Origin of the sequence: Dyadobacter endophyticus, assembly GCF_014641595.1 — a bacterium.
Taxonomy (GTDB): Bacteria; Bacteroidota; Bacteroidia; order Cytophagales; family Spirosomataceae; genus Dyadobacter; species Dyadobacter endophyticus.
Genome location: NZ_BMIA01000001.1, coordinates 835,090 through 860,172, shown reverse-complemented (window position 1 = coordinate 860,172; position 25,083 = coordinate 835,090). Strand labels below are relative to the sequence as shown.

Genomic DNA, 25,083 nt, shown 5'->3' with positions numbered 1-25,083 from the left:
AATGCATATTTCACATCGCCAGTACTTTTTCGACCATCTGGCGCAAACTTCCGATTTTCCGCTTGCCCTTGAAATTGAAAAGGCCGAGGGCGTTTATATGTACGGTCCGGACGGCAAGTCCTATATGGACCTTATTTCCGGCATCGGCGTCAGCAACGTCGGCCACCGGCACCCGCAAGTACTCGCCGCCATCCATGCGCAACTCGACAAGCACATGCACCTGCTCGTGTACGGGGAGTACGTGCAAAGCGCGCAGGTGCAGCTTGCACGGGCATTGACTGAAACCCTGCATTTCGAAGCCCCGCACCCCTCTCCTTTCGGCCTCGTCGATAATGTGTATTTCACCAACTCGGGTACCGAGGCAGTGGAAGGTGCGATGAAACTTGCGAAACGGTTTACCAAACGGCGTGAATTTATTTCCTGCTATAATGCTTACCATGGAGCTACACAAGGCGCATTGAGCCTTGCAGGGGCCGAGTTTTTCAAACGAAATTTCCGTCCGCTGTTACCGGGAGTAAAGCACATCCGGCACGGCTATTTGCCCGACCTGGAAAAAGTTACGGAAGAGACGGCCGCTGTGGTCATTGAAGTAGTCGGAGGTGAGTCGGGTGTGCGTGTGCCTGAGGCGGGTTATCTGGTCGCGTTGCGCGAGAAATGCACGCAAACGGGTACGTTGCTGATACTGGATGAAATTCAGACCGGTTTTGGACGGACGGGAAGCTTCTGGGCATTTGAACAATACGGAATCTATCCGGATATTTTGTTAAGCGCGAAAGGAATGGGTGGCGGCATGCCAATCGGTGCATTTATGGCTTCGCGGAAGATCATGAAAGTTTTGAAAACCAACCCAATCCTGGGCCACATCACTACTTTTGGCGGGCATCCGGTTAGCTGCGCGGCATCGCTGGCAGCATTGCGCGTAACAATCGACGAGCAACTTCCCGCAGCCGCGGTTACCAAAGGAGCGCTATTCAAATCATTATTAATTCACCCGGAAATCAAAGAAATCCGCGGAAAAGGCCTTATGCTTGCAGCCGAAATGGAATCCTTCGATAAACTAAAGACTACCATCGACCGATGCATTGCGCTGGGCGTGGTCACGGACTGGTTCCTGTTCTGCGACAATTCCATGCGCATTGCACCTCCGCTGACCATCACAGAAACCCAAATCCGCGAGGCTTGTACAATCATTCTCAACGTCCTGAATTCTTGAACCATATGACCTATTCCATTCAAAATGACCATCTAAAAATCTCCGTGCAGGAGACCGGCGCCGAGCTTTCTCAGATCCAGTCGACCATAACCGGTAAGGATTTTCTCTGGAATGCCGATCCCGCCGTTTGGGGCAGCTATGCACCGGTACTTTTCCCGGTGATCGGCGCCATAAAAAATGGGTTTGTAAAATATAAAGGCGGTGATTACGCCGTACCCCGCCATGGAATGGTGCGCAATAACGCAAATGTAAAACTAACCCATCAAACAGCTGACAGCCTTACGTTTACCTTAAAATTCAGCAAAGAGACGCTTGCCATTTACCCTTTTGAATTTGAATTTCAGATTACTTACCGCCTCGACGGCAAGAAGGTTTTCGTCGACCATAAGGTTATCAATCACGGCAGTTCCGAAATGCTTTTCTCTCTCGGCGGTCACCCGGCATTTAAATGCCCGTTGCATGACGACGAGACTTATGAAGACTACTATCTTGAATTCGAGGCCATCGAAAACGACTCTACTTGGCTACTCGAAAAGAACGGCCTCGTTGGAAACACAACCAAACCGGTTCTTGAACATACCAATGTATTGCATTTGAACCAGCACCTGTTCGATAAGGATGCATTAATTTTCAAGCACTTAATCTCAAAACAGGTAAGTCTGAGAAGTACTAAATCGGGGCAGGTAGTGACGGTATATTATAAAGATTTCCCTTACCTCGGCATCTGGGCGAAACCCGGCGGTCATTTCGTGTGCATCGAGCCATGGCTAGGCATCGCCGACAGCGACGACTCGGATCAGAATTTTGAGACCAAGGAAGGGATATTGAAGCTGGAAGCTGGCGGGACTTTCGAGGCCAGTTTTACCATTGAGATTAACGAGTAGCGGCCGGCAACGCTTATAATTTACCTGGTCGTCAAATCATCCCTATAGGATTCAGGTGGAGGGCATAAAAAAGCCCCGAAAATTCCGGGGCTTTTAACTCTTTCAGAAATCAGCGATCATCAAACGGTCGCTTCGATCTGTGCATTCAATTTATCTTCAAGGGTTGTTTTTGGAACAACGCCTACTACTTTATCTACCAGCTGGCCGCCTTTGAAAATCATCAGCGTAGGGATACTGCGGATACCGAATTTTGCAGGTACCGACGAGTTCATATCCACATCCATTTTACCGATAACAGCTTTGCCGTCATATTCACCTGCGAGTTGCTCCACAACCGGTCCGATCATTTTACAAGGCCCGCACCACTCTGCCCAAAAGTCAACAAGTACTGGTTTGTCGCCCTGGATCAGTTCGTCGAAGGTGCTATCGGTAATTTCAAGTGCTTTTCCCATGTTTTAAGTGTCTAAATGTTATTTATCAATCTGCGTTAATAAGGAATATTAATATCTAAAAGTTCCTCGTTTAAACCAATACAAATCAGTTTAAGGAGAAATTCACACCATGGAAGCCCCTTAGCACCTTAAACAGCTCACTACTAGGCGCTACGCGGTAACCACGTGACAACATTTCCACTTCCAGATGTGTCTCCGGATCCTTCACGGTCATGCTTACCTGACATCCTCCGGGGTGGCTTCCGAAGGTCTCATTAAGCACATGAATGAACTGTGCGTCGATCTGATCCAGCGTAAGGTTGATCCTAATTTTCCTGCACATTTTCTCCATGATTTCAGGCAACAGTTGGATCTGTGAGATCTTGAATTCAAACTGGTCTTCCTGCTTCCAACGGTTTTGAACTTTTCCTTTGATATAAAGGAATTGACCCACCTGCAGGTAATTCTTGAACCGGATATAATCCTCCCCGCCGATCAGCATTTCCATCGCTCCCTGGTAATCTTCAATTTTGAAAATCATGAAAAGGCTACCGTTTTTCGACATCCTTTCCTGCGCACTGGTGACTATACCGCCAACATTGATTTCCTTTCCATAAAACCGCGGCGCACGCTCACCCTCATGGATTTCCAATACTTTCCCGACTGTGCAACTGCAAAAATTGTCCAGCTCGGTCCGGAAAGTGTCCAGCGGGTGACCTGAAATATAGAAGCCTACCACCTCCTGCTCATACCGTAGCTTCGCCAGATCGTCCCATTCGCCCACGTCGGCAGCTTTGGGTTTAGCGAGCGTAGAGCCGCTATCACCCAGCATACCGAACAGTGATGCTTGTGCGGATGATTTTTCGGCGTGATAATTGTTGGCGTAGCGGATCAGCTTTTCGATAAAAGTACCTGTCTCACCCGTCTCCACCGCAAAATATTGAGCTCTATGATATTCCGGGAAACAGTCGAACGCCCCTGCATAGGCAAGGCTTTCCAATGTTTTTTTGTTGACCGTGCGAAGATTGACACGAGTCATAAAATCGAAAACATCTTTAAAAGGCCCGTTGTTTGTGCGTTCTTCGATAATCGACTCGACCGCTGCGTCGCCACTTCCTTTTACGCCTGCGAGCCCGAAACGAATCTCTCTTTTCTTGTTTACACCAAACTGACGCTCCGATTCATTGATATCGGGCCCCAAAACGGTAATACCTAAGTTTTTACATTCTTCCATGAAGAACGTGATCTTGTCGATACTGCCCAGCGAGCTGGTCAATACCGCCGCCATGTATTCCGACTGGTAATGCGCCTTCAGATAAGCCGTTTGATAAGCCACGAAAGCATAGCAGGTCGAGTGGGATTTATTGAATGCGTACGATGCAAATGCCTCCCAGTCGGTCCAGATCTTTTCCAGCTTCTTCGCGTCGAGGCCCTTTTCGGTGCCACCTTTCATGAAGTCGCCTTTCAACTTGTTCAGCGTCTCTATTTGCTTCTTACCCATCGCCTTCCGCAGGGTATCCGCCTGACCTTTCGTAAAGCCTGCCAGCTTCTGCGACAAAAGCATTACCTGCTCCTGATAAACCGTAATCCCATAGGTATCAGCCAGATACTCCTCCAATTCCGGCAAATCGTAGGTCACTTCTTCTTGTCCGTTTTTCCTGCGGATGAAGTTAGGAATGTAGGCGATCGGCCCTGGGCGGTACAACGCGTTCATCGCGATCAGGTGCTCGAAACGGTCAGGGATGAGGTCGCGCATGTACTTCTTCATCCCGTCGGATTCGAACTGGAATATGGCGTTGGTCTCGCCACGCTGGAACAGCTCAAAAACCTTGGGGTCGTCCAGCGGCACGTCATCAATGACAATATCCACCCCGTGGTTATTCTTGATCATCCGAAGAGCTTCCTTAATGATCGAAAGGTTTCGAAGCCCCAAAAAGTCCATCTTGATAACGCCGGCGTCCTCGATGATTTTCCCCTGGTATTGGGTAATCAAAAAGTCGGAGTCCTTCGAAGTACTTACCGGAATAATCTCTGTCAAATCGCTCGGTGCGATGATAATACCAGCGGCGTGGATACCTGTGTTCCGTACCGTTCCTTCCAGTCGTCGGGCTTCCTGCAGAACACTGGCCTGCAAATCATTACCCAATGCAATAGCCCGCATCCGCTTCACATTCTCTAATTCGTCGGGTGAAATACCTTCCTTTTTCATCAGGCTGCCCTCCCCTTCCAATGGCGCTGTGAAAATGCGGTTGAGCGTCATATTATAAGTAGGCTTGTCGGGAACAAGCTTCGCGAGCATATTCGCATCCGGCAGTGGCAGGTCCATTACGCGCGCCACGTCCTTGATCGCCGATTTGGCGGCCATCGTACCATAAGTCACGATCTGCGCAACCTGGTTGTAGCCATATTTTTTAACCACATAATCAATCACCTTCTGACGGCCATCGTCGTCGAAGTCGGTATCGATATCGGGCATGGAGATACGGTCGGGGTTGAGGAAACGCTCAAAAAGAAGATCGTACTTCACGGGGTCGATGTTCGTGATACCGATCGCATAAGCCACCGCGGAGCCTGCCGCCGAACCACGGCCCGGCCCGATGAATACACCCATTTTGCGCCCCGCATCGATAAAGTCCGCTACAATCAGGAAGTAGCCGGGGAAACCCATGTTACGGATCGTTTGCAGTTCGAAGTTGAGCCGCTCCTCGATCTCCGGCGTTACCACCTCATATTTCTTTCTCGCTCCTTCGAATGTCAGGTGTCGCAGGTATTCCCATTGGTTCAGAACATCGGCGGTAAGCTCCTTTTTGCCCACCATTTCCGATAAAGTATGCGTCTTGAACTCGTCGGGGATCGGGAAGTTAGGGAGCAGAATATCTTTCCTCAGATCGAGCGTTTTGATTTTGTCTACAATCTCGTTGGTATTGTCCAGCGACTCGGGCAGGTCGTTGAACAGTTGCAGCATTTCGCTCGTTTTTTTGAAATAGAACTGATCGTTATAGAATGCGAAGCGCGAGCCTTTCGGAATACCTTTATCATCGTCAAAATCCTTGGCCGAGGGCGTGCTCTGTTTGTCACCGGTATTGATACACAGCAAGATATCGTGCGCATTCCAGTCCTCTTGATCAACATAATGCGAGTCGTTCGAACAGATGATCTTCACATTGTATTTCCTCGCAAACTTGATAAGCACCTCGTTTACAATATACTGATCACGAATATCGTGGCGCTGTAATTCCACATAAAAATCCTCGCCGAAGAGGTCCAGCCACCAGCGAAATTCCTTTTCCGCAGCCTCTTCTCCCTGGCGAATAATCGTTTTCGGGATCATCGCACCGATACAGCATGTCGTGGCGATCAACCCTTTGTGGTATTTCACGATCAGCTCCTTGTCGATCCGCGGATATTTACCGTACATGCCCTCCATGAACCCCAGGGAGCACATTTTTACGAGATTTTTGTAGCCTATCTCATCCTTTGCAAGCAGCAACTGGTGGAAGCGGACGTCCTTTTTATCCTTGGTAAACTGCCGCACATGCCGGTCTTCCACCACATAAAACTCGCAACCGACGATCGGCTTGATGCCCTGCTTGTTCCCCTCGGCCACAAACTCGAACACCCCGAACATATTACCGTGGTCGGTAATGGCGACGGCGGGCATATTGTCCTCCTTGGCCTTTTTGAAAAGCTTTTTGATATCGGCCGCACCGTCAAGCAGCGAGAACTGTGTATGGCAGTGCAAATGTGAAAATTGCATATTAACTGGGTTGTAATAGGTCTTGCGGCTTACAGCTCTTCCGCCTCTTGGTACAATACATAATTCATATAATCGGTAAAGGGTTTCAGCAATTGAATGCCTTTCAAAACCAGATTACCGAAGTCTTTGGAAGCCACCTCTTTATCGGTATAGCGGTGCATAAAAAACAGTTGTTTGCGTTTCAGCAACTCAATTTCCGGGTGATCTTTGGAATAACCCTTAGGAACCGTTTTCAGGCTTTCGCCGTGGATTTCAGGAAAATAGTCATGAAATTCCTTTTCTTCGATGATCGTTTTGAGCTCATCCGCATTGTAATCGATCTCCTGGCGGAAGCGTGCCAGTTGCTCGGTGGTCACCTCCCACATTCCCCCGCCGAGGAACGTCTGATCGCCCGGCTGAATTTGCAGGTAATAATCGATTTTGCCTGAACTCTTCCCGCCCGGACCGATGCCCGCAGCCAGGTTGTTCTTGTAAGGAGCTTTATTTTTAGAAAAACGGACGTCGCGGTAAATCCGCAGCATGCAATCCTTTACCTGTACATTTCCGAGGTCCTCAAACTTCCCCACCTCGCCGATCAGGTACCCGACCAGCTTCTCCATATCCGCCTTCGCGGCCTCAAAATGTTTCTTGTTTTCCTGAAACCACTCCCTGTTATTGTTTTCGGCTAATTGACTGAGAAAGTGCAGCGTTTTAGAATCCATGTCGTGTTGGTGAAGGTATAAAATTCAAATTTACTACGTTTTCTGGTTCAATTTACCGAATTTTGAAGCCTTAGCATCAAATTTAAAGACGATTAATGGCCAGAATCCTAACAGGCATTCAAAGCAGCGGGCGACCTCACCTGGGTAACATCCTGGGAGCCATCAAACCTGCGATCGAACTCTCCAAAAATCCGCAGAACGAATCTTTTTTCTTTATCGCCGACCTGCATTCGCTCACTACGCTGAAAAACGGCGTGGAACGTGCCGAATACGTCCGCGCAATCGCAGCCACCTGGCTCGCATTCGGATTCGATTATCAAAAAAATGTATTCTGGCGCCAGTCCCGGGTACAGGAGCATACCGAGCTTAGCTGGTACCTGAACTGCTTCACCCCGTTTCCGATGCTGGCAAATGCCACCTCTTTCAAGGACAAATCGGAGAAGCTGGCTGATGTGAATGCGGGACTTTTCACCTATCCCGTATTACAAGCGGCTGACATTCTGCTATATAATGCCAACATTATCCCGGTAGGCAAAGATCAGAAACAGCACCTGGAAATGAGCAAAGACATTGCCCACCGTTTCAATATTCTGGCGGGTGAGGATATTCTGGTGCTGCCGGAGCCGCAAATCGACGAGCGCATTATGACCATCCCCGGCCTCGACGGACAGAAAATGAGCAAGTCGTATCATAATTACATCGATATTTTCCTGCCGGAAAACGAGCTGAAAAAGATCACGAAAAAGATCCTTTCCGACTCGAAACAGCTCGAAGAACCCAAAGATCCCGACAACGACATTACCTTCCAGCTTTACAGCCTGGTAGCCAGCCAGGCCGAGGTGGAAACCATGCGCCAGAATTACCTGAATGGCGGCTATGGGTACGGGCACGCAAAACAGGCGCTTTTTGAGTGCTTTTTGGAGGTTTTCGCTGAGCCACGCCGCATTTTCAATTATTACATGGAAAACACCGAAGAGCTGGAAGGCATTCTCGTGGAAGGCGAAGCGAAAGCCCGCGAAATTGCGCAGGATACGATCGGTAAGGTGAGAAAAGTGCTCGGCTTCAGTTCATGACGGATGCGGTACATAGCATAGTCCGCGCCGATCAGGAGCTGTTTTTATGGCTGAATGGCCTACACACGCCCTGGCTCGATTCGGTGATGAACTGCATTACCTACAAATACACCTGGATCCCGCTCTATATTTTGCTCATTGCACTGACGATCCGCGCAGAAGGCTGGAAAAAGGGGGGATTGATCGTCATCGCGGTTGTATTGGCCGTTGTAGCCGCCGACAAGATCACTTCCGGGTTAATGAAGCCCTATTTCCTAAGGTTACGGCCCTGCCATGACCCATCGATCCGGATTGTAATGCACCACGTCACCGATTGCGGCGGCATGTACGGCTTCGCCTCTTCGCATGCGTCGACAAGTTTCGCGCTGGCCATTGCCTGGTTCAGTTTGCTGCGCCGGAAGGTGCCGCAAATGGGTTTTTTGTTCCTGTGGGCGGTCGTTTATGCGTATAGTCGCGTATATGTAGGTGTGCATTATCCGCTTGATATTCTCGTTGGAGCGCTGGTTGGATTGCTCGTCGGGTACAGCTTTGTGCAGCTTTATTATATTTTTTTAAAAAGATACTATCATAGTTAACTCGTTTTTGTTAATTTTGCGCAAATTTTAGTTTGGCCATGGGTTCATTCAATACAGTAAAAATATTTTCGGGGAGTCAGTCCGAATATTTGGCCAAAGATATTGCCAGGTATTATGGTAAGGAACTGGGAGGCTACACGTTGCGCAAATTCAGCGACGGAGAATTGTCCCCTAGTTTCGAGGAGTCGATCAGGGGTTGCGATGTTTTCCTCATCCAATCCACCTTCCCTCCTGCCGATAACCTGATGGAGTTGCTGCTGATGGTGGATGCGGCCCGTCGTGCTTCGGCGCATTACGTGACGGTAGTGATCCCCTATTTCGGCTACGCACGCCAGGACAGGAAAGATAAGCCACGCGTGGCTATCGCAGCGAAAGTCGTTGCCAATCTCCTCACAGCAGTAGGAGTCGACCGCGTGATGACCATAGATTTACATGCCGGACAGATTCAGGGCTTTCTAGACCTGCCTGTCGACCACCTCGAAGGAACCTCGATTTTTGTTCCCTATATCAAATCCCTGAAACTTAAAAACCTCCTGATCGCATCTCCTGACGTGGGTGGCGCTGCCCGGGCACGGAATTTTGCCAAATTCCTGAATGCGGACATGATCCTTTGCGACAAGCACCGGAAACGTGCCAATGAAATCGCGAGTATGCAGGTGATCGGAGACGTGGAAGGGATGGATGTAGTACTGGTAGACGACCTGATCGATACGGGTGGAACGCTTTGCAAGGCAGCCGAGATTATCATGGAAAAGGGCGCATCGTCCGTTCGGGCGATCAGCACACACGCGATCATGTCGGGCAAGGCGCATGAAAATATTGCCAATTCGGTGCTGCAAGAGTTGATTGTAACAGATACTATCCCTCTTAAGCAACAGAATGAAAAAATCCGCGTACTGTCAGTTGCAGAAATTTTTGCAAAGGCAATAGGCAGGATCCGCGATCACGAATCTATTAGTTCATTGTTTATAAATAATCAGTAAATTTTCTTTTATTTAACTTATAGTAAAAAAATCTTATGAAAAGTATTGAGATTGTAGGGTTTAAAAGAGCGAATCTCGGCAAGGTGGAATCACAGAACTTGCGCGCTCAAGGTTATGTTCCATCTGTGCTGTACGGAGGTGACGAACAAGTGCATTTCTATGCACCAACAATGTTGTTCCGTGAATTGCTTTTCACACCGGATATTTTTAACGTTACACTGAACATCGAAGGTACAGAGTACAATGCGATTCTTCAGGAAACACAATACCACCCTGTAAACGATGCGTTGATCCATGCGGATTTTCTGCAAATCATTCCCGGAAAGGAAATTAAAGTTGAAGTTCCTGTTAAATTGACAGGCACATCAAGCGGGGTTATGAAAGGTGGTAAAATGAACCAAAAATTGCGTAAATTGCGCGTACAAGGTCTTGCGGAAAACATCCCTGACTATGTAAATGTTGACGTAACTGAACTGGATTTAGGAAAATCTGTGAAGGTTGGTGCACTGAAAGCTGAAAATTTTGTTATATTGACAGCGGCAAGCAACCCGATCGCATCAGTTGAAATCCCACGTGCGCTTCGCGGTACACTTGGTAAGTAAGTATTTTATTTTTCATGGCTAATAGATGCAAACGTGCCGACCATTGGTCGGCATATTTGTTTATAGCCAGTTTCGGATTTGTTCAACCAGTACTTCATTGATCCGGACATAACTTTCATGGGTCCAGCCGCCGATATGCGGCGTGAGCACCACGCGATCCGAAGCCCGCAGGTCGTCAAACACTTCCTGCTGTTCGGCGGTCAGCTTTGCGATCTTTTCGTTTTCCAGCACATCCAGGCACGCACCTTTGATTTTGCCGCTTTCCAAAGCTTCGGTTACCGCCTTTAATTTTACGACTTCACCTCTGGATAAATTCAACAAATAAAATGGCTTGGTAAAAGCGCGAATAAATTCTTCATTTACGAGGTAGCGCGTAATGTCGGTCAATGGAATATGCAGGCTGAGAATGTCGGCCTCACGCTGAATTTCTTCCATGGATGATTCCACGGCGAACGCGTCGCCATAATGATCACGGTACTTGTCATACGCGAGCACTTTGCAGCCGAAGCCGCTGAGGCGTTTCGCGGTAGCAGAGCCATTATTTCCGTAACCGATCAGCCCGACGGTTTTACCCATCAGTTCCACTCCCCTATTGCCTTCTCGGTCCCAGACGCCGTTGCGCACCTGCTGGTCGGCGCGCAGGATGTTGTTAAACAAGGCCAGCAGCATGCCTAATGCGTGTTCCGCGACGGCGTCGCGGTTACCTGTACCCGCATGGAACACTTCGATATTCCGCTCTCTGGCCACTTCAAGGTCAATGAGGTCGAGACCAGCACCGGCGCGCGCGATAAAACGCAGATTTCGCGCATTTTCGAGCATTTCGCGATCAAGGAAGGTCTTGCTTCGGATCACGAGCCCGTCGTAGCGGGGCAATGCATTTTTTATGTCTTCTCTTTTGTATTCAGGATGGTAATCATACTCCCACTTTTGCTCATCCAGCATCCCGAATAGTGAGGTATGCATGGAGTCTGCGATCAGGATTTTCATAGTAGCACAGGATTTTTTGTAACTTGCCGGTTGAACCGTTCGGCAAAAGTAATACAGAATTACGCAGGAGAACACATACAACAGCATTTACCTACATGAGCGAACAACAGAGTGATAAACCGGTAATCGGGATCACAATCGGCGATTATAACGGCATTGGCCCGGAAGTAATCCTTAAAGCATTAGAAGGGAACCAGTTATCTAAATTGTGCACACCAATCATCTACGGCTCCCTGAGAGTATTGAACCAATATCGCAACCTGCTTGAAATGAAAGACTGGAACCTGCACGGCATCCAGAAGCCCGAGCAGGTCAACCATAAACTCACCAACGTAATCACCTGCTGGCACGACCATCAGACGGAAATAGAGCCCGGAAAGATCACCGCGGAAGCCGGCCAGGGTTCCTTTGCCTCCTTAAAACGGGCAGTGGAAGACCTGAAAGAGGGAAAAATACAGGCACTCGTTACCGGCCCTATTAATAAAGACAACATTCAGAGTGAAGATTTCAAATTCCCCGGCCATACAGAATTCCTGGCCGAGGCATTCGGAAAGGACGACGCGCTCATGTTCATGGTAGCTGGCGACTTACGTGTAGGTGTGCTTACCGGCCATATGCCATTGCAAAACGTCCGTGAACACATTACGGCTGAAAAACTTGCCGCCAAGATCGAGCAGATATTACAATCATTGAAAGGGGATTTCGGTATAAAAAAACCTAAACTAGCTGTATTGGGCCTAAACCCCCACGCGGGCGAGAACGGTTTGCTTGGATCTGAGGAAATCGAAATCATTCAGCCGGTAATCAAGCAGTTCAAAGAAAAGGGCCATCTCGTGGTAGGCCCATTCCCCGCCGACGGCTTCTTCGCAGCAGGCACTTACCGCCAGTACGATGCCGTACTCGCCATGTACCACGATCAGGGGCTTATTCCATTCAAAACATTGGCATTCAACGAGGGTGTGAATTTCACCGCAGGACTTTCGGCCGTCCGCACCTCGCCCGACCACGGAACTGCCTACAACATCGCAGGAAAAAACCTTGCAGAACCCGGTTCATTGCTTCAAGCGCTGTACCTGGCCTGCGACATATCGAGGTTCCGCATTTTCAATGCCGATATGGAAAAAAATGCATTGATCTCCAAACCACAACCATCCGAAAGCCAGCACCCGGCCAAGTCTGGGGGGAAGCAGCGGTTCAATTAAGGCCAGGCTTAGACCATGGATCGCCGACCATGGTCCAAGTCTGATACGCATTAACAAATGACAACGAAAACATGGCCTATCGTCCATCGTTCATGGCCAGTTGCCGAAAGGCAACCCAAATCCGCGGTCGGCGGTCGGTGGTCAAAATCAAAAAATTGCAACAACCCGTTCCTAACCAGAACCAAAGCACATCCTTATGTTAAAATCAATGACCGGGTACGGTGTATCCAACATCGAATCCGAATCGATCAATGTCACGGTGGAAATCAAGACATTGAACTCCAAATTCTTGGATATTTATTGCCGCATACCGCGCAACTTCTCCGAAAGGGAAATAGAAATCCGTAACCTCATTACCCAGTCGCTCGAACGCGGCAAGGTTGAATTTACCCTCTCAGTCCAGCCGGTAGGGAAGACGGTAGCATCGACGTCGGTGAACCGCGCACTTGTGAGTGCCTATTACCAGGATTTGACGGATACTGCCACCGGGTTGGGATTTGCACCCGACGGGACCGAACTGCTCCGCATCGCGCTGCAATTGCCCAATGCCTACAACAACGAGACGGTAGACGATACCAGCAAGGAAGACGACTGGTCGCAGATCAAGGTGGCAGTACTGGAAGCGCTCCGCAAATGTTCCGTTTTCCGTGAACAGGAAGGACGCATGACCGCCGAAAAATTTGTCGAATACATCAATACGATTCAGGATCTGCTCGACCAGGTGGCCGAACAGGACAAAGCCCGGATTCCGGCCGTCCGCGAGCGACTCGAAAAACAGGTCAGGGAACTGCTAACCGACGATAATTTCGATCCTAACCGTTTTGAGCAAGAGCTGATCTACTATGTTGAGAAATTCGACATTTCGGAAGAAAAGATCCGTTTGGCCAACCACCTTACCTATTTTCTCGAAACAATGAAAGACTCGGAAAGCAACGGCAAGAAGCTCAATTTCATCGCTCAGGAAATCGGACGGGAGATCAACACCATCGGCTCGAAGGCCAACGACGCTACGATCCAGCATCTGGTTGTACGCATGAAGGACGAGCTCGAAAAGATTAAGGAGCAAACGATGAACATTATCTGATGCCCGGAGAGAAGCTTCCTCTTTCCTTCTTCTCCGTCTATGATACCCGCACCCTGGCGCAAAAATTGCTGGGCTGCGAACTCGTACACGAAAGCCCCGACGGCCTCACGAGCGGCATTATCGTTGAAACGGAAGCCTATCTACAAGACGACCCCGCCTGCCACGCATTCAACCGGCGTACCGTGCGGACAGAGCCGATGTACGCTATCGCGGGTACGGTGTATGTATACCTCATTTATGGCATGTACCAGTGTTTCAACATCGTCAGCAACGCGGAAGGCATCGGGGAAGCGGTGCTGATCCGCGCGTTGCAACCCACCGCAGGCATCGAATTGATGGAACTGCGACGGAGTGTCCGGCCCGGGAAGACACTGGATACCCTGTCGACGGCTAAAATTAAGCTCAAAGACCTTTGCAGCGGCCCCGGCAAACTCGTGCGTGCAATGGGTATCGAACGGGACTTGCATAATGCTACATTGCTTTCTGGCAACGTCCTATATCTGCGAGCACCAGTATCGGTCCCGAGACCATTGTCGCCGGTCCGCGTGTGGGGATCAACGTCGGGCGCGAGCTTCCTTACAGATATTACATAAAAGACAATATTTTTGTAAGTAAAGGTTAATGGGGCACGTCTTATTAAACGAACCTTCGACAACCAACTACGCCCTAACTATCGATAGATCAGTACTATATGAATCAATTCTACAAACTAGTTCTTCTCTTTTCGTTAGGGTGTATTCTTTCAGCTACCCAGTGTACTCCGATCGGACAGGACGAGGGTGCCAACCGGAAGGTAGAGGTGGTCGAATCCAAACCGCAGGAAGACTTTGCCGAAGACACACTTCTGATCCTCAAATACCACAAACTTGCTTCCGAATATCTTTTCCAGGATGCGGAGAAGTCGATGTTTTATTCTAAAAATGTATTGAGACTTTCTCAAAAACATCAGTGGGGAAAGGGTAAGCTGCTCGCTTATAACCTTCTGAGTACGTACTACTTGCTCGATGGCAGCTACGACGTACTGCGAGAGCTTTCGAACGAGACGATCACGCTGTCGAAGCAGCTTAACCTGCCGATGTTCACCGCCCACGGCAAACGTTTTTTGGGAGAAAGCTACTCCGAGTACCGACAATGGGACTCCTCACGGATCAACTACGAACATGCCGTACAGATTTTCACCCGCCTGAAAGCCGATAGTTCGCTGGCATTGAGCATCGAGAACCTGGGCAACTGCTACCGTGAAAAAAACATGAATGATGTAGCTGTTAAGCTCTATAACCAATCGTACAAGATGTTCGATAAAATGAACTCCGACTGGGGCCGGGCTACGGTGCTGCAAAGCAATGGCTATATGCACGTACGCTTGGGTAACTACGCAGAAGCGGAAACCTATTTTCTGAAAAGCATCGCATTGTTTCAGAAAATCGGCAACCGGTACGGAGAGCTCAACTGCCTCAACGATCTGAGCAATATCTATTATTATCAGAAAAAGTACGACGAATCTATTCAGGCCGGATTACGGGCATTAGCTTACGCAAAGATTTACCACTCGACCCAGCAGACCAACTGGGCCCTGGTAACGCTCTCGCGCTCCTACAAGGCGAAAGGAATGCACGATGTTGCACTGGATTACAGCCAGGCGGTCAACTATGTGCGCCGGATGGTTCACGACCAAACGATCAAGCGCCAGTACACCATGTACCAGCTCATGTACGACAACAAGCTGATGGACTCCGAAATCCAGCAAAAAATAATCAGCGAACAGCGCACTGTACAGCGTTTCCTCATCGGCTTTTCCTGTCTGGTCATCCTGTTCGCTATTTTCCTTTGGTTTAATAACAAAAAACTCCGCAGGAAAAACGCAGAGATACAGGCGGCGTTGATCGAGGGACAGACGATTGAAAGGAAGCGCGTTGCAGCCGAACTTCACGACCACCTGGGCGGAACATTGGCATCGCTGAACTGGTACCTGTATGGTATCGATAAGAAAGTGCTATCGGAAGAAGAGCAAAAGATTTACCAAAGCGTACATCAGATGGTGGGCGCCGCATACAAGGAGGTACGGAGCCTCTCGCACAATCTGATGCCCGCCGAACTGGAAGAACACGGCTTGATCACGGCCTTGCAGCGGCTGATCAGCAAGCTGAATGAAAACAAGAATATCGCATTCAATTTCAACCAGAAAGGAATGAATAGCCGGCTTAACAACAAGATCGAATTTGAGCTTTACAGCATTGTCCTGGAATTGACCAATAACATTATCAAACACTCGGGGGCCAACGAAGCATCGGTTGACCTGACCGAAAACCTCAAAACGATCGTTCTTACGGTGAGCGACAATGGCACGGGAATGATCGAACCCGACCGTCAGGGCGTGGGGCTAAGAAACATCAAGAGCCGTGTAGAAAGTCTGCACGGTAAAATACAAATCCACAGCGAGGAACAAAGCGGCACCCGTGTCGCGATTGAGATCCCGAAAGTGATCATCAAGTGATTTTCCCGCTCATCAAGACTGTAACGGCACATTGGCTCGTTACTTCTTATACAAAAGATTGAAGCACCCTCATGAATGTTACCGAAAAAGCTCAGGAATTTATCACCGAGAGCAAAAATAGCCTGCGCAATGGCTCATTTGTCAAACTCTCGCTCGGAAACTACCACGGTACGGATGAAAGCCTGAAAAATGTCTACATCAAAAAAGTCCTGATCAGGAAAGAGCCACGACTAAGCCTTACCTACCGGCACAAAACGCGCGATATTACCAAAAACCACACATTTGAAGAGGTTATTGAAATGTTGAAGCAATGGCTCCAGAGCGACTTCCGTGTCGCGACGCTGCAAACGGTCGATTCGGATATCCTTTTTGAAACCCACCAAAGCGGGAAAACGACCCTCAAAAAAAAGACCATCGCCGGCCGGGGCACGCCCTCTCTGAGCCACGATAAGAACAAAAACCGGCTGATTTCGCCCACAGATAAGGGTTACCTGTTCGACCTGAAAATCACCGATCAGCAAGGCAATGTCTTTCATAATGCGCAGGACAAGTTCCGGCAGATCAACCATTATATCGATATTCTCAGCAGCCTGATCCGAGAAATAGAGCCGGGTAATCGTGTGAAAGTCGCCGATATGGGTTCGGGGAAGGGTTACCTGACATTTGCCTTGTACGATTATCTCAAAAATGTATTAAAACTGGATCCGCAGGTGACAGGCATCGAGTTCCGCGAGGATCTGGTCACATTATGCAACCAGATCTCCCAAACTGCGGGCTTCGACGGCTTGTCGTTTCGCGAAGGCACGATCGACCAGTTCGACGCTTCGGGTACAAATATCCTCATTGCCCTGCACGCCTGCGATACCGCAACCGACGACGCCATTTTCAAAGGTATTGAGGCCGAATCCGACCTGATCGTGGTCGCACCCTGCTGCCACAAACAAATCCGCCGGCAGATCGAGAAGCACAAGACTGAAAACGACGTCAGCTTCCTGACCCGGCATGGTATTTTCCTGGAAAGACAGGCGGAAATGGTGACCGATGGTATCCGCGCGCTGGTGCTTGAATATTTTGGCTACAAAACGAAGGTATTCGAATTTATTTCCGATGCCCATACCCCAAAAAACGTTCTTATAGTTGGAACCAGGGGCAAAAGGAGCGAAAAATCACAGGCTGCGGCGCTCGAAAAGATCCGGGAAGCGAAGCGGTTCTTTGGCATTGAGTACCATCACCTTGAAAGATTAGCGGGCATTTGAAGCCTCAAAAGTGCCCCTTTTCCCGTCTCCGTAGCTATATTTGCAACTTTTTGTGAACTCAATAACTAATTATGTGGAATAAAATAGCAACTTACATTATCCGCTACCGGCTTTTGTGGGTTGCACTCGTGTTAGTATCGACGGTCTTCATGGCCTACGAAGCAAGCAAAATTGAACTCTCCTACAATTTCGCACGCATCCTTCCCTCCAACGACCCCGTAGAGAAAGAATACCAGGACTTCCGCAAGCTTTTTGGCGAGGACGGGAGCGTAATGGTGATAGGCTGGCAGGACCCGCAGCTTTTTGAAATCAACAAATTCCGCGACTGGTGCAAGCTTTCCCAGCAAATCAGGGAAACAGAGGGGATCAAAAACGTCCTTTCCCTTGCCAATGTCTATAAAATAGCACGTAACGACAGCCTCACCCGCTTCGATTTCGCGCCGGTTATCCGCGATATCCCCAATACGCAGGCGGAAGCCGACAGCATCAAAAAGGAGATAGCCAACCTTCCGATTTACGAAGGACTGGTGCTCAACAGCAAAACCAATGCGACGCTCATCGTCATTACCTTCAACGACAAGGAACTCAACTCGAAACGCCGCCTGACGATCGTCGACGACATCGAGAAAATGGCGGACACTTTCGCCGTCAAATACAATACCGATCTGCATTATTCCGGGATGCCATACATCCGGACGGTCAATATGAAGAAAATCTCCGGCGAGATGGAGCTTTTCATGGGACTGGCCGTATTTGTAACACTGCTCATTCTGTGGGCATTTTTCCGGTCATTGCGCCTCACGCTGCTGTCCATCATAGTGGTGTTGATCGGTGTAGTGTTTTCGGTAGGGATATTGCATTTATTCAACTACAAAATCACCGCATTAACCGGCCTGATTCCTCCTCTGCTGATCGTGATCGGGGTTCCCAACTGCGTGTTCCTGATCAACAAATACCAGACGGAGCTCGTATCGCACAGTAACAAGGACGAAGCATTGAGCGAAATGATCCGGCAGATCGGGCTGTCGACCTTCCTTGCCAACATGACCACGGCGATCGGTTTTGGTGTGTTTTACTTCACAAATAGTATCCTGCTGGTCGAATTTGGCGTCGTGGCGGCCATTAGTGTAATGGTAACCTACGTACTTTGTCTGGTATTGCTGCCCATCACGCTGCATTACATGAGCACACCCAAGCCGCGCCATTTGAAACACCTGGAAGGCAAGTGGGCGTACGGCTTTCTCCGGATGGTGAATAACCTGGTGCACAACCGACGGAAAGAGATTTACATTGCGATGGTGGTACTGATTGTCGTTTCGGCATTTGGAATGACTAAAATCCAGACGATCGGCTACGTCGTCGACGACCTGCCTAAAAAAGATGTGGTTTACACCGATCTCCGCTTTTTTGAAAAGAACTTCAATGGCGTGCTGCCGTTCGAGGTGATGATCAACACCCGGCAACCAAACGGGGTTTTCGCCGACCAGGCCAGGACGCTGTACAAGATCAAGGCATTCCAGAACGAGATGGCCAAGTTCCCCGAATTTTCGAAGCCTGTATCCATTGTGGAGGCATCCAAATTCCTCTACCAGGGTTACCGCGGCGGGGATGCCAAATATTACGCATTGCCCGGCGTGCTGGAACTGAACAAAATGGCCCCATACCTGCAAAGCCAGCAGGGCGCCGCAAAACAGCTTACCTCGTTCCTGAATGAGGATAAAAGCATCACCAGGGTTAGTTTCCAGATGGCCGACGTAGGTTCTGAACGCATCAAGGAGCTTACAAACCGAATCAGATCGAAGGTGGATTCGATTTTCAGTCCTGAAAAGTATAAAGTGAGTCTTACCGGCCACAGCCTGGTATTCCTGAAAAGCAACGATTACCTGCTGAGCAATTTGTATGAAAGCCTGCTCATCGCAATTGTGCTGATAGCCATTGTAGGAATGGTGCTTTTCCGCTCGATCCCGATTATCCTGCTATCCAAACTGCCCTGCCTGATCCCGCTTGCATTGACGGCCGGTATCATGGGTTACTTTGATATTTATTTCAAACCGACCACGATCCTGATTTTCAGCATTACGTTCGGTATCGCATCCGACGGGACGGTGTATTTTCTGACGCGCTACCGTGAAGAACTCTATAAGAATGGCCTTACGGCTTCCAAAGCGGTGACAGCCTCTATCTTCGGTACGGGTTTGAGTATGATCTACACGGCCGTGATCCTGTTCTGTGGCTTCTCCATTTTTTCCGCATCCAGCTTCGGCGGCACGGCGGCGATGGGCGTGATGGTGTCGATCACCTTGCTGGTTGCAATGTGTACGAATCTGATTCTGCTACCTGCATTATTGCTCTCGATTGCGAAGCGGCAGGGGAAAAATGTAAAACCGAGCTAGTATATTAGCCGTCGTTACATTTAACTCCTATCATCACATGAAAAAACTTATAACAGCGCTATCCCTTTCAATCACAGGGATAGCGCTGCCTGTTTCGGCCCAAACCGACTTCCAGACCGACTCCGTCTTCATCCGTAAAATTTACGACACGGCGCTCGCCGAAGGCAAGGCCTATGAATGGCTTAGGCACCTTACCCAGCAGGTGGGCCCGAGGCTGAGCGGCTCGGAAGGGGCAGCCAAGGCTGTCGTTTATACCAAATCAGCGATGGAAGGAGCGCATTTTGACAATGTGTTTCTGCAAAATGTGCTGGTACCGCATTGGGTACGCGGTGCGAAGGAAAAGGCGCAGCTCATCAACGGCAAACAAAAAACAGAGGTACCCATTGCAGCCCTGGGCGGCTCGGTCGCCACACCGAAAGGCGGTGTAAAAGGGAAAATAATAGAAGTCAGGAGCTTCCAGCAGCTTCGCGACCTGGGTAGCGACAAGGTAAAAGGCAAAATCGTATTCTTCAACCGCCCGATGGATCCGACAAAAATCAATACATTCGAAGCCTACGCGGGTGCGGTAGAACAGCGCGCAGCAGGGGCCAGTGAAGCAGCCAAGCTGGGGGCGATTGGTTCTATTACCCGATCCATGACGACCCGCCTCGACGATTTCCCGCACACGGGCAGCATGCGCTATGCGAGCGGCGCGCCCATGATCCCCGCAGCGGCCATCAGTACCAATGGCGCAGAACTGCTTAGCAAAACTATAAAAGAAAATCCCGATACAGAATTCTACTTCGAACAATATTGTGAAACACTTCCCGATGCTGCTTCCCACAATGTAATCGGGGAATTAAAGGGACAAACAAATGCCGACAAATTCATCGCCGTAGGCGGTCACCTCGATTCGTGGGATTTTGCCCAGGGCGCGCACGACGATGGTTCTGGCTGCGTGCAATCCATCGAGGCCGTCCGTATTTTGAAAACATTGAGTTATCAACCCAACAACACGTTACGAGCGGTTATGTTTATGAACGAGGAGAATGGCATGAGAGGTGGTGTCACTTATGCGGATTCGGCTAAATCCAAACGAGAAACGCATATTGCGGCGATCGAGTCTGATCATGGGGGGTTTTCGCCTCGCGGGTTCGGGATCGTGGGTACGCCTGCACAAAAGGCGAAAATACAGCTGTGGACGAGGCTTTTTGCTGCTTATGGCATTCATGAGCTGGGCCCAGGCGGCGGTGGGGCGGATATTGGCCCGCTGGCGCAGCAGGGTACAGTCTTGTTGGGGCTTATGCCCGATACGCAGCGCTATTTTGATTATCACCATGCTGCCAACGACAAGTTTGAGACCGTAAGCAAGCGGGAGCTGGAACTCGGCGCGGCGGCTATGGCTTCAATGCTGTACCTGATCGACAAGTATGGACTCTAGATGATACGTCCCCCAACCCAAGGCTTAGGCCTCGGGTTGGGGGACGCCAGCGCTCCAGCATCTCTGCCCAGAGTCCAAGGCTTAATCCTTGGCCATCTTGCTAAAAGTAGTATCCATCCATTCCTCGGGGATGTCGTCGAGCGCTTGTTTTAGTTTTTCGGCCCAAATCCTCGATATCTCTTCCATGTCCTTCTGCTCATAGCGATGTTCGGCGATGGCGAAGCTGTCCTTTTTGTACAATACCACGTCAATCGGGAAATCAACATCATTATTACTTACGCGCGTGGAATCGAATGAAAGGAATCCCGCTTTAAGCGCCTGTTTCATCGTCGAATTTTCATTTAATACCCGGTTCAATATGGCTTTTCCCTGGCCGGAGTTGCCTATGATCACGTAGGGAGAGCCTTCATCGAGCTCCACCCAATTGCCTTCCGAGTAAAGCAGGAATAGCTTATGGTCCTTATCGTCTTTGAGCTGGCCGCCCACGATGGTGTTGAGGTTAAATTTGAGGCCAGCCCTTTCAAGGCTTGCCTTGTCTTCCTCGGCTACACGCTTAATCTGCTCGCCAAATGCGTTTACCGCCTTATAAAGCTTATTATAAACGACGCCTTCATTGATCAGTTCTTCAAAGTAATGTACCGCTTTGTCGCGCACAGACCTCAATCCGCTGGTCATAATGAACATCGAATAGTTGTCTTGCTGGGTTACATACATCTTCTTTTTTGTCGTTGTATTGGTGCCTGCCGTAATCCGTGTGTCGGCCAGGGCAACAAGGCCTTCTTTCACTTTTATTCCTAAACAATAAGTCATTTTCTCAATCTTTTTATCAGCCTGGGTACGGCCATTAGGGCGCGCAGGGCTTGACTACAATTACTTAAACAAGCCCCAAAAGTACCAAATCGCAGCCTGAACATCACGATAAATCGCTTTTTCAACGATATTTAGGACAAACAAATCCACACCGCCGCCATGATTCACACCACTCACCTCTTCCCCGAGCTCGACGAATGCCTCATTACTTTGCTCAAATCACTCGCACCCGAAGAGTGGGAAAAGCCGACGGTAGCACGGCTCTGGAAAGTCCGCGACGTGGCGGCGCATTTGCTGGATGGCAATATCCGCGTCATTTCCATGTATCGTGACGGCTATTTCACTGCACCCGACCGGGAGATAAACAGTTACGACGATCTGGTAGCGTATTTAAACCAGTTGAACGGAGACTGGGTAAAGGCCTCAAAACGAATGAGTCCCGCCCTGCTTACCGAACTTCTCGAAAGCACGGGCAAGCAATACTCGGAGATAATGCGGCGGCAAGACCTCGAAGCAGATGCCATTTTCTCCGTTTCCTGGGCCGGCGAGGCCACTTCCAAAAACTGGTTTCATATCGCCCGCGAATACACCGAAAAATGGCATCATCAGCAGCAAATCCGCGAAGCCGTGGATAAGCCCGATATTCAACGGGACATTATGACACCCCGGCTATTTCGCCCGCTGATCGAAACCTTTCTTCGCGGGCTCCCACATACGTATAGGCATACCCAGGCGCCCATAGGCACGGCCGTACGCATTGCAATCAAGCTCGACGAAGTTTTTGAATGGTTTCTGGTAAGAGCGGCAGACGGCTGGCTCATCACTGATACGGAAGAAGGCGAAACCGCAGCTTCCGTAACTCTCGATGCCGATACGGCCTGGAAACTTTTCACCAAAGCCATTAAACCGGATGAAGCACTAGCCATGGCACATTTAACTGGAAATAAAGAACTTGCAGGCGTTACATTAAACTTGATTGCAGTGATGGCATAGGCCCCGAATATGTTTATAGAAAAAAATACAGCTTTCCAGGTCCGATATTTTCTTTAGTTTAATCCAAACAGCCAGGAAACAAGTATATGAGGCATGAAACTGTATCAAATTCTGATCATACTATGCACATTGGCGTGCGGCGGCAACGAAAGCCCCGTCCCGTCGGTACCCGCCGGGTCTGAGGAAAGTGTCAGGCCGCAATACCTGGCCCTGGGTGACTCATACACCATCGGGCAGAGCGTCTCTACCGACGAACGCTGGCCTGTAATACTGGCGGAGGAACTGAAAAGAAACGGAAAACCCGTCGCTACGCCGCAAATTATCGCCAGAACGGGCTGGACGACGCGCAACTTGCTCGATGCGCTCGAAGAAAGCCCGCCAGCGCAAACCTACGACCTGGTGTCGCTCCTGATTGGTGTCAACAACCAGTACCAGGGCAGAAACAAGGAGGAATACCGCATCGAATTTCGCCAGCTGCTTTTGAAATCGATTGCCTATGCTGGCAACGACGCGGGAAATGTATTTGTCCTGTCAATCCCCGATTGGGGCGTTACAGCCATGGGCGAAGGCAACCGTGAGCATATTGCCGCAGAAATAAACGATTTCAATGCGATCGCAAAAGACGAATGTAGTAAGCTCAAAATCACTTTTATCGACATTACCGACATCTCACGGAAAGCGTTGAACAACCCCTCGATGATTGCCGGCGACCAGCTGCATTTCTCTGGCAAGATGTACCGTTTGTGGGTCAACGAAGCCCTTCCACAGGTAAAACAGCTTTTTTGATAAACTAAAAACCCCCGCTGTATGATCACCGGGGGTTTATGTACTATTATTCCAAAATTCTAATAACCTTATTTCAAACTTCCTGCAATGCTTTGAGGCGGATCACCAGCCCATCCATTTCATCTGACGGCCGGAGCTGGCAGGATAGCCTGCTGTTACTGTCCGAATTGGGCAATGCGTCGAGCGTGTCGAGTTCCTGATCGTTGGATTCCGGCAGGTTTTCCTTGCCTTCGAGGACTTCAATGTGGCAGGTCGCGCAGAGTGCCATTCCGCCGCAGGTTGCCTGGATATCGTATTCGTATGCTTTGAGGATCTCCATCAGATTGAAGCCCATGTCGGTAGGTACTTCAAGCGCCTGACGTTCACCTAAATCACTCTCTATGAATATATTGATCATGACTAAAATGGATTAACACCGTTAACTGTGGTGTACTTGAAACTTAATTTCTGATCGGGATAAACGTACTTGAATGCGCTGTGCATCATAATGGCCGCCTCATGAAAACCGCATAAAATCAGTTTCAGCTTACCCGGATAAGTGTTGATGTCGCCGATGGCGTAGATCCGTTCGACGTTGGTGGCGTAATCGAAGGTGTCGACCACGACTGCCGACTTTTCCACGCCCAGCTTCCAGTCGGCAATGGGGCCGAGTTTGGGACTGAGGCCAAAAAGCGGAATAAAATCATCGGTAGGAATGGTGGTGACAGACTTGTCATTTCCCAAAATCGACACTTCTTTAAGTACGCCGTTTCCTCCCAGCTTATTCACTTGCGCTTGCAGAATAAGGTCAATTTTACCCTTTCCAGCCAATTCGTAGACTTTTTCGGCCGAGTCGGGCGCACCTCGGAAAGTATCCCCCCTGTGCACGAGCGTAACACGGGAAGCGATATCGGCCAGGAAGATCGTCCAGTCGAGCGCGGAATCGCCACCGCCTGCCAGCACCACATTCCGTCCCCGGAACTGCTCCGGTTTCTTCACCATATAATGCACCCCTTTCCCTTCGAAATATTCCAGCTGCTCCACGGCAGGTTTGCGGGGCTCGAAGCTGCCAAGCCCCGCGGCGATCACCACTACCTGGCAATGCACGTCGGTACCTTCGTTGGTACGGACGATGTAGCTGCCATCGTCCTGCTTTTCGAGCGCTTCTACTCTTTCACCCAATGTAAAGCCAGGCTTGAACTCCTCGATCTGCTTCATGAGATTATTCACCAGGTCTTCCGCGATAATGGCCGGCGCACCGGGAATATCGTAAATCGGTTTTTGAGGATAAATTTCGGCAAGCTGCCCGCCTACCACCGGCAGGGCATCGATGAGGTGGCAACGCATTTTTAGCAGTCCTGCCTCGAAAACGGCGAAAAGTCCAACCGGCCCGGCACCGATAATGCAAATGTCTGTGCGAATCATAACGTAATGTGAATGAGAATCTTGGAACATTTTGA

Annotated in this window: 22 protein-coding genes; 15 read left to right on the top strand and 7 right to left on the bottom strand. The window is 49.5% G+C overall.

Annotated elements, in window-relative coordinates; translation table 11 throughout:
• Nucleotide 1 precedes the first annotated feature (1 nt).
• Nucleotides 2–1,213 carry an aspartate aminotransferase family protein gene (locus IEY24_RS03530; protein ID WP_188928702.1) on the top strand — a complete coding sequence of 404 codons (1,212 nt, stop codon included), beginning with the start codon at nt 2–4 and terminating at the stop codon, nt 1,211–1,213.
• A gap of 5 nt (nt 1,214–1,218) precedes the next feature.
• Nucleotides 1,219–2,097: an aldose 1-epimerase family protein gene (locus IEY24_RS03525; RefSeq protein ID WP_188928700.1), complete on the top strand. Its 879-nt coding sequence runs from the start codon at nt 1,219–1,221 to the stop codon at nt 2,095–2,097.
• Between the two features lie 119 nt (nt 2,098–2,216).
• On the opposite strand, the gene trxA is transcribed toward IEY24_RS03525, so the two are convergent.
• From trxA to IEY24_RS03510, 3 genes are all read right to left on the bottom strand, one after another.
• Entirely contained in the window at nt 2,217–2,549 is a 333-nt protein-coding gene (trxA, locus tag IEY24_RS03520; RefSeq protein ID WP_090157505.1) for a thioredoxin, read from the bottom strand.
• An 85-nt stretch (nt 2,550–2,634) separates the two neighbouring features.
• Complete coding sequence (dnaE, locus tag IEY24_RS03515; RefSeq protein WP_188928698.1) at nt 2,635–6,285, bottom strand: DNA polymerase III subunit alpha; 3,651 nt, start codon at nt 6,283–6,285, stop codon at nt 2,635–2,637.
• 29 nt (nt 6,286–6,314) lie between these two features.
• Nucleotides 6,315–6,986, bottom strand: coding sequence for a DUF2461 domain-containing protein (locus tag IEY24_RS03510; RefSeq protein WP_188928696.1), 672 nt, complete (start codon nt 6,984–6,986; stop codon nt 6,315–6,317).
• 95 nt (nt 6,987–7,081) lie between these two features.
• Here IEY24_RS03510 and trpS point away from each other — a divergent pair, with 95 nt between their 5' ends.
• The 4 genes from trpS to IEY24_RS03490 are packed head-to-tail and all read left to right on the top strand — an operon-like array spanning nt 7,082 to nt 10,219.
• Nucleotides 7,082–8,059 (top strand): tryptophan--tRNA ligase, encoded by a 978-nt coding sequence (gene trpS / locus IEY24_RS03505; protein WP_188928694.1) that lies wholly within the window; start codon nt 7,082–7,084, stop codon nt 8,057–8,059.
• A complete protein-coding gene (locus IEY24_RS03500) occupies nt 8,056–8,634 on the top strand; it encodes a phosphatase PAP2 family protein (protein ID WP_188928692.1) in 579 nt (192 codons plus the stop codon). Before trpS ends, IEY24_RS03500 begins: the two co-directional genes overlap by 4 nt.
• Nucleotides 8,635–8,672: 38 nt before the next feature.
• Nucleotides 8,673–9,617 (top strand): ribose-phosphate pyrophosphokinase, encoded by a 945-nt coding sequence (locus IEY24_RS03495; RefSeq protein WP_188928690.1) that lies wholly within the window; start codon nt 8,673–8,675, stop codon nt 9,615–9,617.
• Nucleotides 9,618–9,652: 35 nt separating this feature from the next.
• On the top strand, nt 9,653–10,219 hold the full coding sequence (locus tag IEY24_RS03490; RefSeq protein WP_188928687.1) for a 50S ribosomal protein L25/general stress protein Ctc: 567 nt from the start codon (nt 9,653–9,655) through the stop codon (nt 10,217–10,219).
• Between the two features lie 60 nt (nt 10,220–10,279).
• Here the strand turns inward: IEY24_RS03490 and IEY24_RS03485 are convergent, their stop codons facing one another.
• Nucleotides 10,280–11,293 carry a 2-hydroxyacid dehydrogenase gene (locus tag IEY24_RS03485; RefSeq protein ID WP_188928685.1) on the bottom strand — a complete coding sequence of 338 codons (1,014 nt, stop codon included), beginning with the start codon at nt 11,291–11,293 and terminating at the stop codon, nt 10,280–10,282.
• An 8-nt stretch (nt 11,294–11,301) separates the two neighbouring features.
• On the opposite strand from IEY24_RS03485, the gene pdxA reads away from it, so the two are divergent.
• The 7 genes from pdxA (at nt 11,302) to IEY24_RS03450 (ending at nt 21,055) form a co-directional block, all read left to right on the top strand.
• Nucleotides 11,302–12,408, top strand: coding sequence for a 4-hydroxythreonine-4-phosphate dehydrogenase PdxA (gene pdxA / locus IEY24_RS03480; protein ID WP_188928683.1), 1,107 nt, complete (start codon nt 11,302–11,304; stop codon nt 12,406–12,408).
• 196 nt (nt 12,409–12,604) lie between these two features.
• Nucleotides 12,605–13,492, top strand: coding sequence for a YicC/YloC family endoribonuclease (locus IEY24_RS03475; RefSeq protein WP_188928682.1), 888 nt, complete (start codon nt 12,605–12,607; stop codon nt 13,490–13,492).
• A complete protein-coding gene (locus tag IEY24_RS03470) occupies nt 13,492–14,085 on the top strand; it encodes a DNA-3-methyladenine glycosylase (protein WP_308420558.1) in 594 nt (197 codons plus the stop codon). Before IEY24_RS03475 ends, IEY24_RS03470 begins: the two co-directional genes overlap by 1 nt.
• A gap of 98 nt (nt 14,086–14,183) precedes the next feature.
• Entirely contained in the window at nt 14,184–15,986 is a 1,803-nt protein-coding gene (locus tag IEY24_RS03465) for a tetratricopeptide repeat-containing sensor histidine kinase (RefSeq protein ID WP_188928680.1), read from the top strand.
• Between the two features lie 71 nt (nt 15,987–16,057).
• Nucleotides 16,058–17,242, top strand: a complete 1,185-nt coding sequence (locus IEY24_RS03460) for a class I SAM-dependent methyltransferase (RefSeq protein ID WP_188928678.1) — start codon at nt 16,058–16,060, stop codon at nt 17,240–17,242.
• 71 nt (nt 17,243–17,313) lie between these two features.
• A complete protein-coding gene (locus tag IEY24_RS03455; RefSeq protein WP_188928676.1) occupies nt 17,314–19,635 on the top strand; it encodes an efflux RND transporter permease subunit in 2,322 nt (773 codons plus the stop codon).
• A gap of 37 nt (nt 19,636–19,672) precedes the next feature.
• Nucleotides 19,673–21,055, top strand: a complete 1,383-nt coding sequence (locus IEY24_RS03450) for a M28 family peptidase (RefSeq protein WP_188928674.1) — start codon at nt 19,673–19,675, stop codon at nt 21,053–21,055.
• Between the two features lie 81 nt (nt 21,056–21,136).
• Here the strand turns inward: IEY24_RS03450 and IEY24_RS03445 are convergent, their stop codons facing one another.
• Complete coding sequence (locus tag IEY24_RS03445) at nt 21,137–21,865, bottom strand: proteasome-type protease (RefSeq protein ID WP_188928672.1); 729 nt, start codon at nt 21,863–21,865, stop codon at nt 21,137–21,139.
• Nucleotides 21,866–22,024: 159 nt separating this feature from the next.
• Here IEY24_RS03445 and IEY24_RS03440 point away from each other — a divergent pair, with 159 nt between their 5' ends.
• Both IEY24_RS03440 and IEY24_RS03435 read left to right on the top strand, forming a co-directional pair.
• The gene (locus tag IEY24_RS03440; protein WP_188928670.1) at nt 22,025–22,858 is read left to right on the top strand and encodes a maleylpyruvate isomerase N-terminal domain-containing protein; all 834 of its coding nucleotides are present in this window, start codon (nt 22,025–22,027) and stop codon (nt 22,856–22,858) included.
• Between the two features lie 93 nt (nt 22,859–22,951).
• Nucleotides 22,952–23,644: an SGNH/GDSL hydrolase family protein gene (locus IEY24_RS03435; RefSeq protein ID WP_188928668.1), complete on the top strand. Its 693-nt coding sequence runs from the start codon at nt 22,952–22,954 to the stop codon at nt 23,642–23,644.
• A gap of 73 nt (nt 23,645–23,717) precedes the next feature.
• Here IEY24_RS03435 and IEY24_RS03430 read toward each other — a convergent pair whose 3' ends face one another.
• Both IEY24_RS03430 and IEY24_RS03425 read right to left on the bottom strand, forming a co-directional pair.
• Nucleotides 23,718–24,041, bottom strand: coding sequence for a 2Fe-2S iron-sulfur cluster-binding protein (locus tag IEY24_RS03430; protein ID WP_188928666.1), 324 nt, complete (start codon nt 24,039–24,041; stop codon nt 23,718–23,720).
• A gap of 2 nt (nt 24,042–24,043) precedes the next feature.
• Nucleotides 24,044–25,048 (bottom strand): NAD(P)/FAD-dependent oxidoreductase, encoded by a 1,005-nt coding sequence (locus IEY24_RS03425; protein WP_188928664.1) that lies wholly within the window; start codon nt 25,046–25,048, stop codon nt 24,044–24,046.
• Nucleotides 25,049–25,083 lie beyond the last annotated feature (35 nt).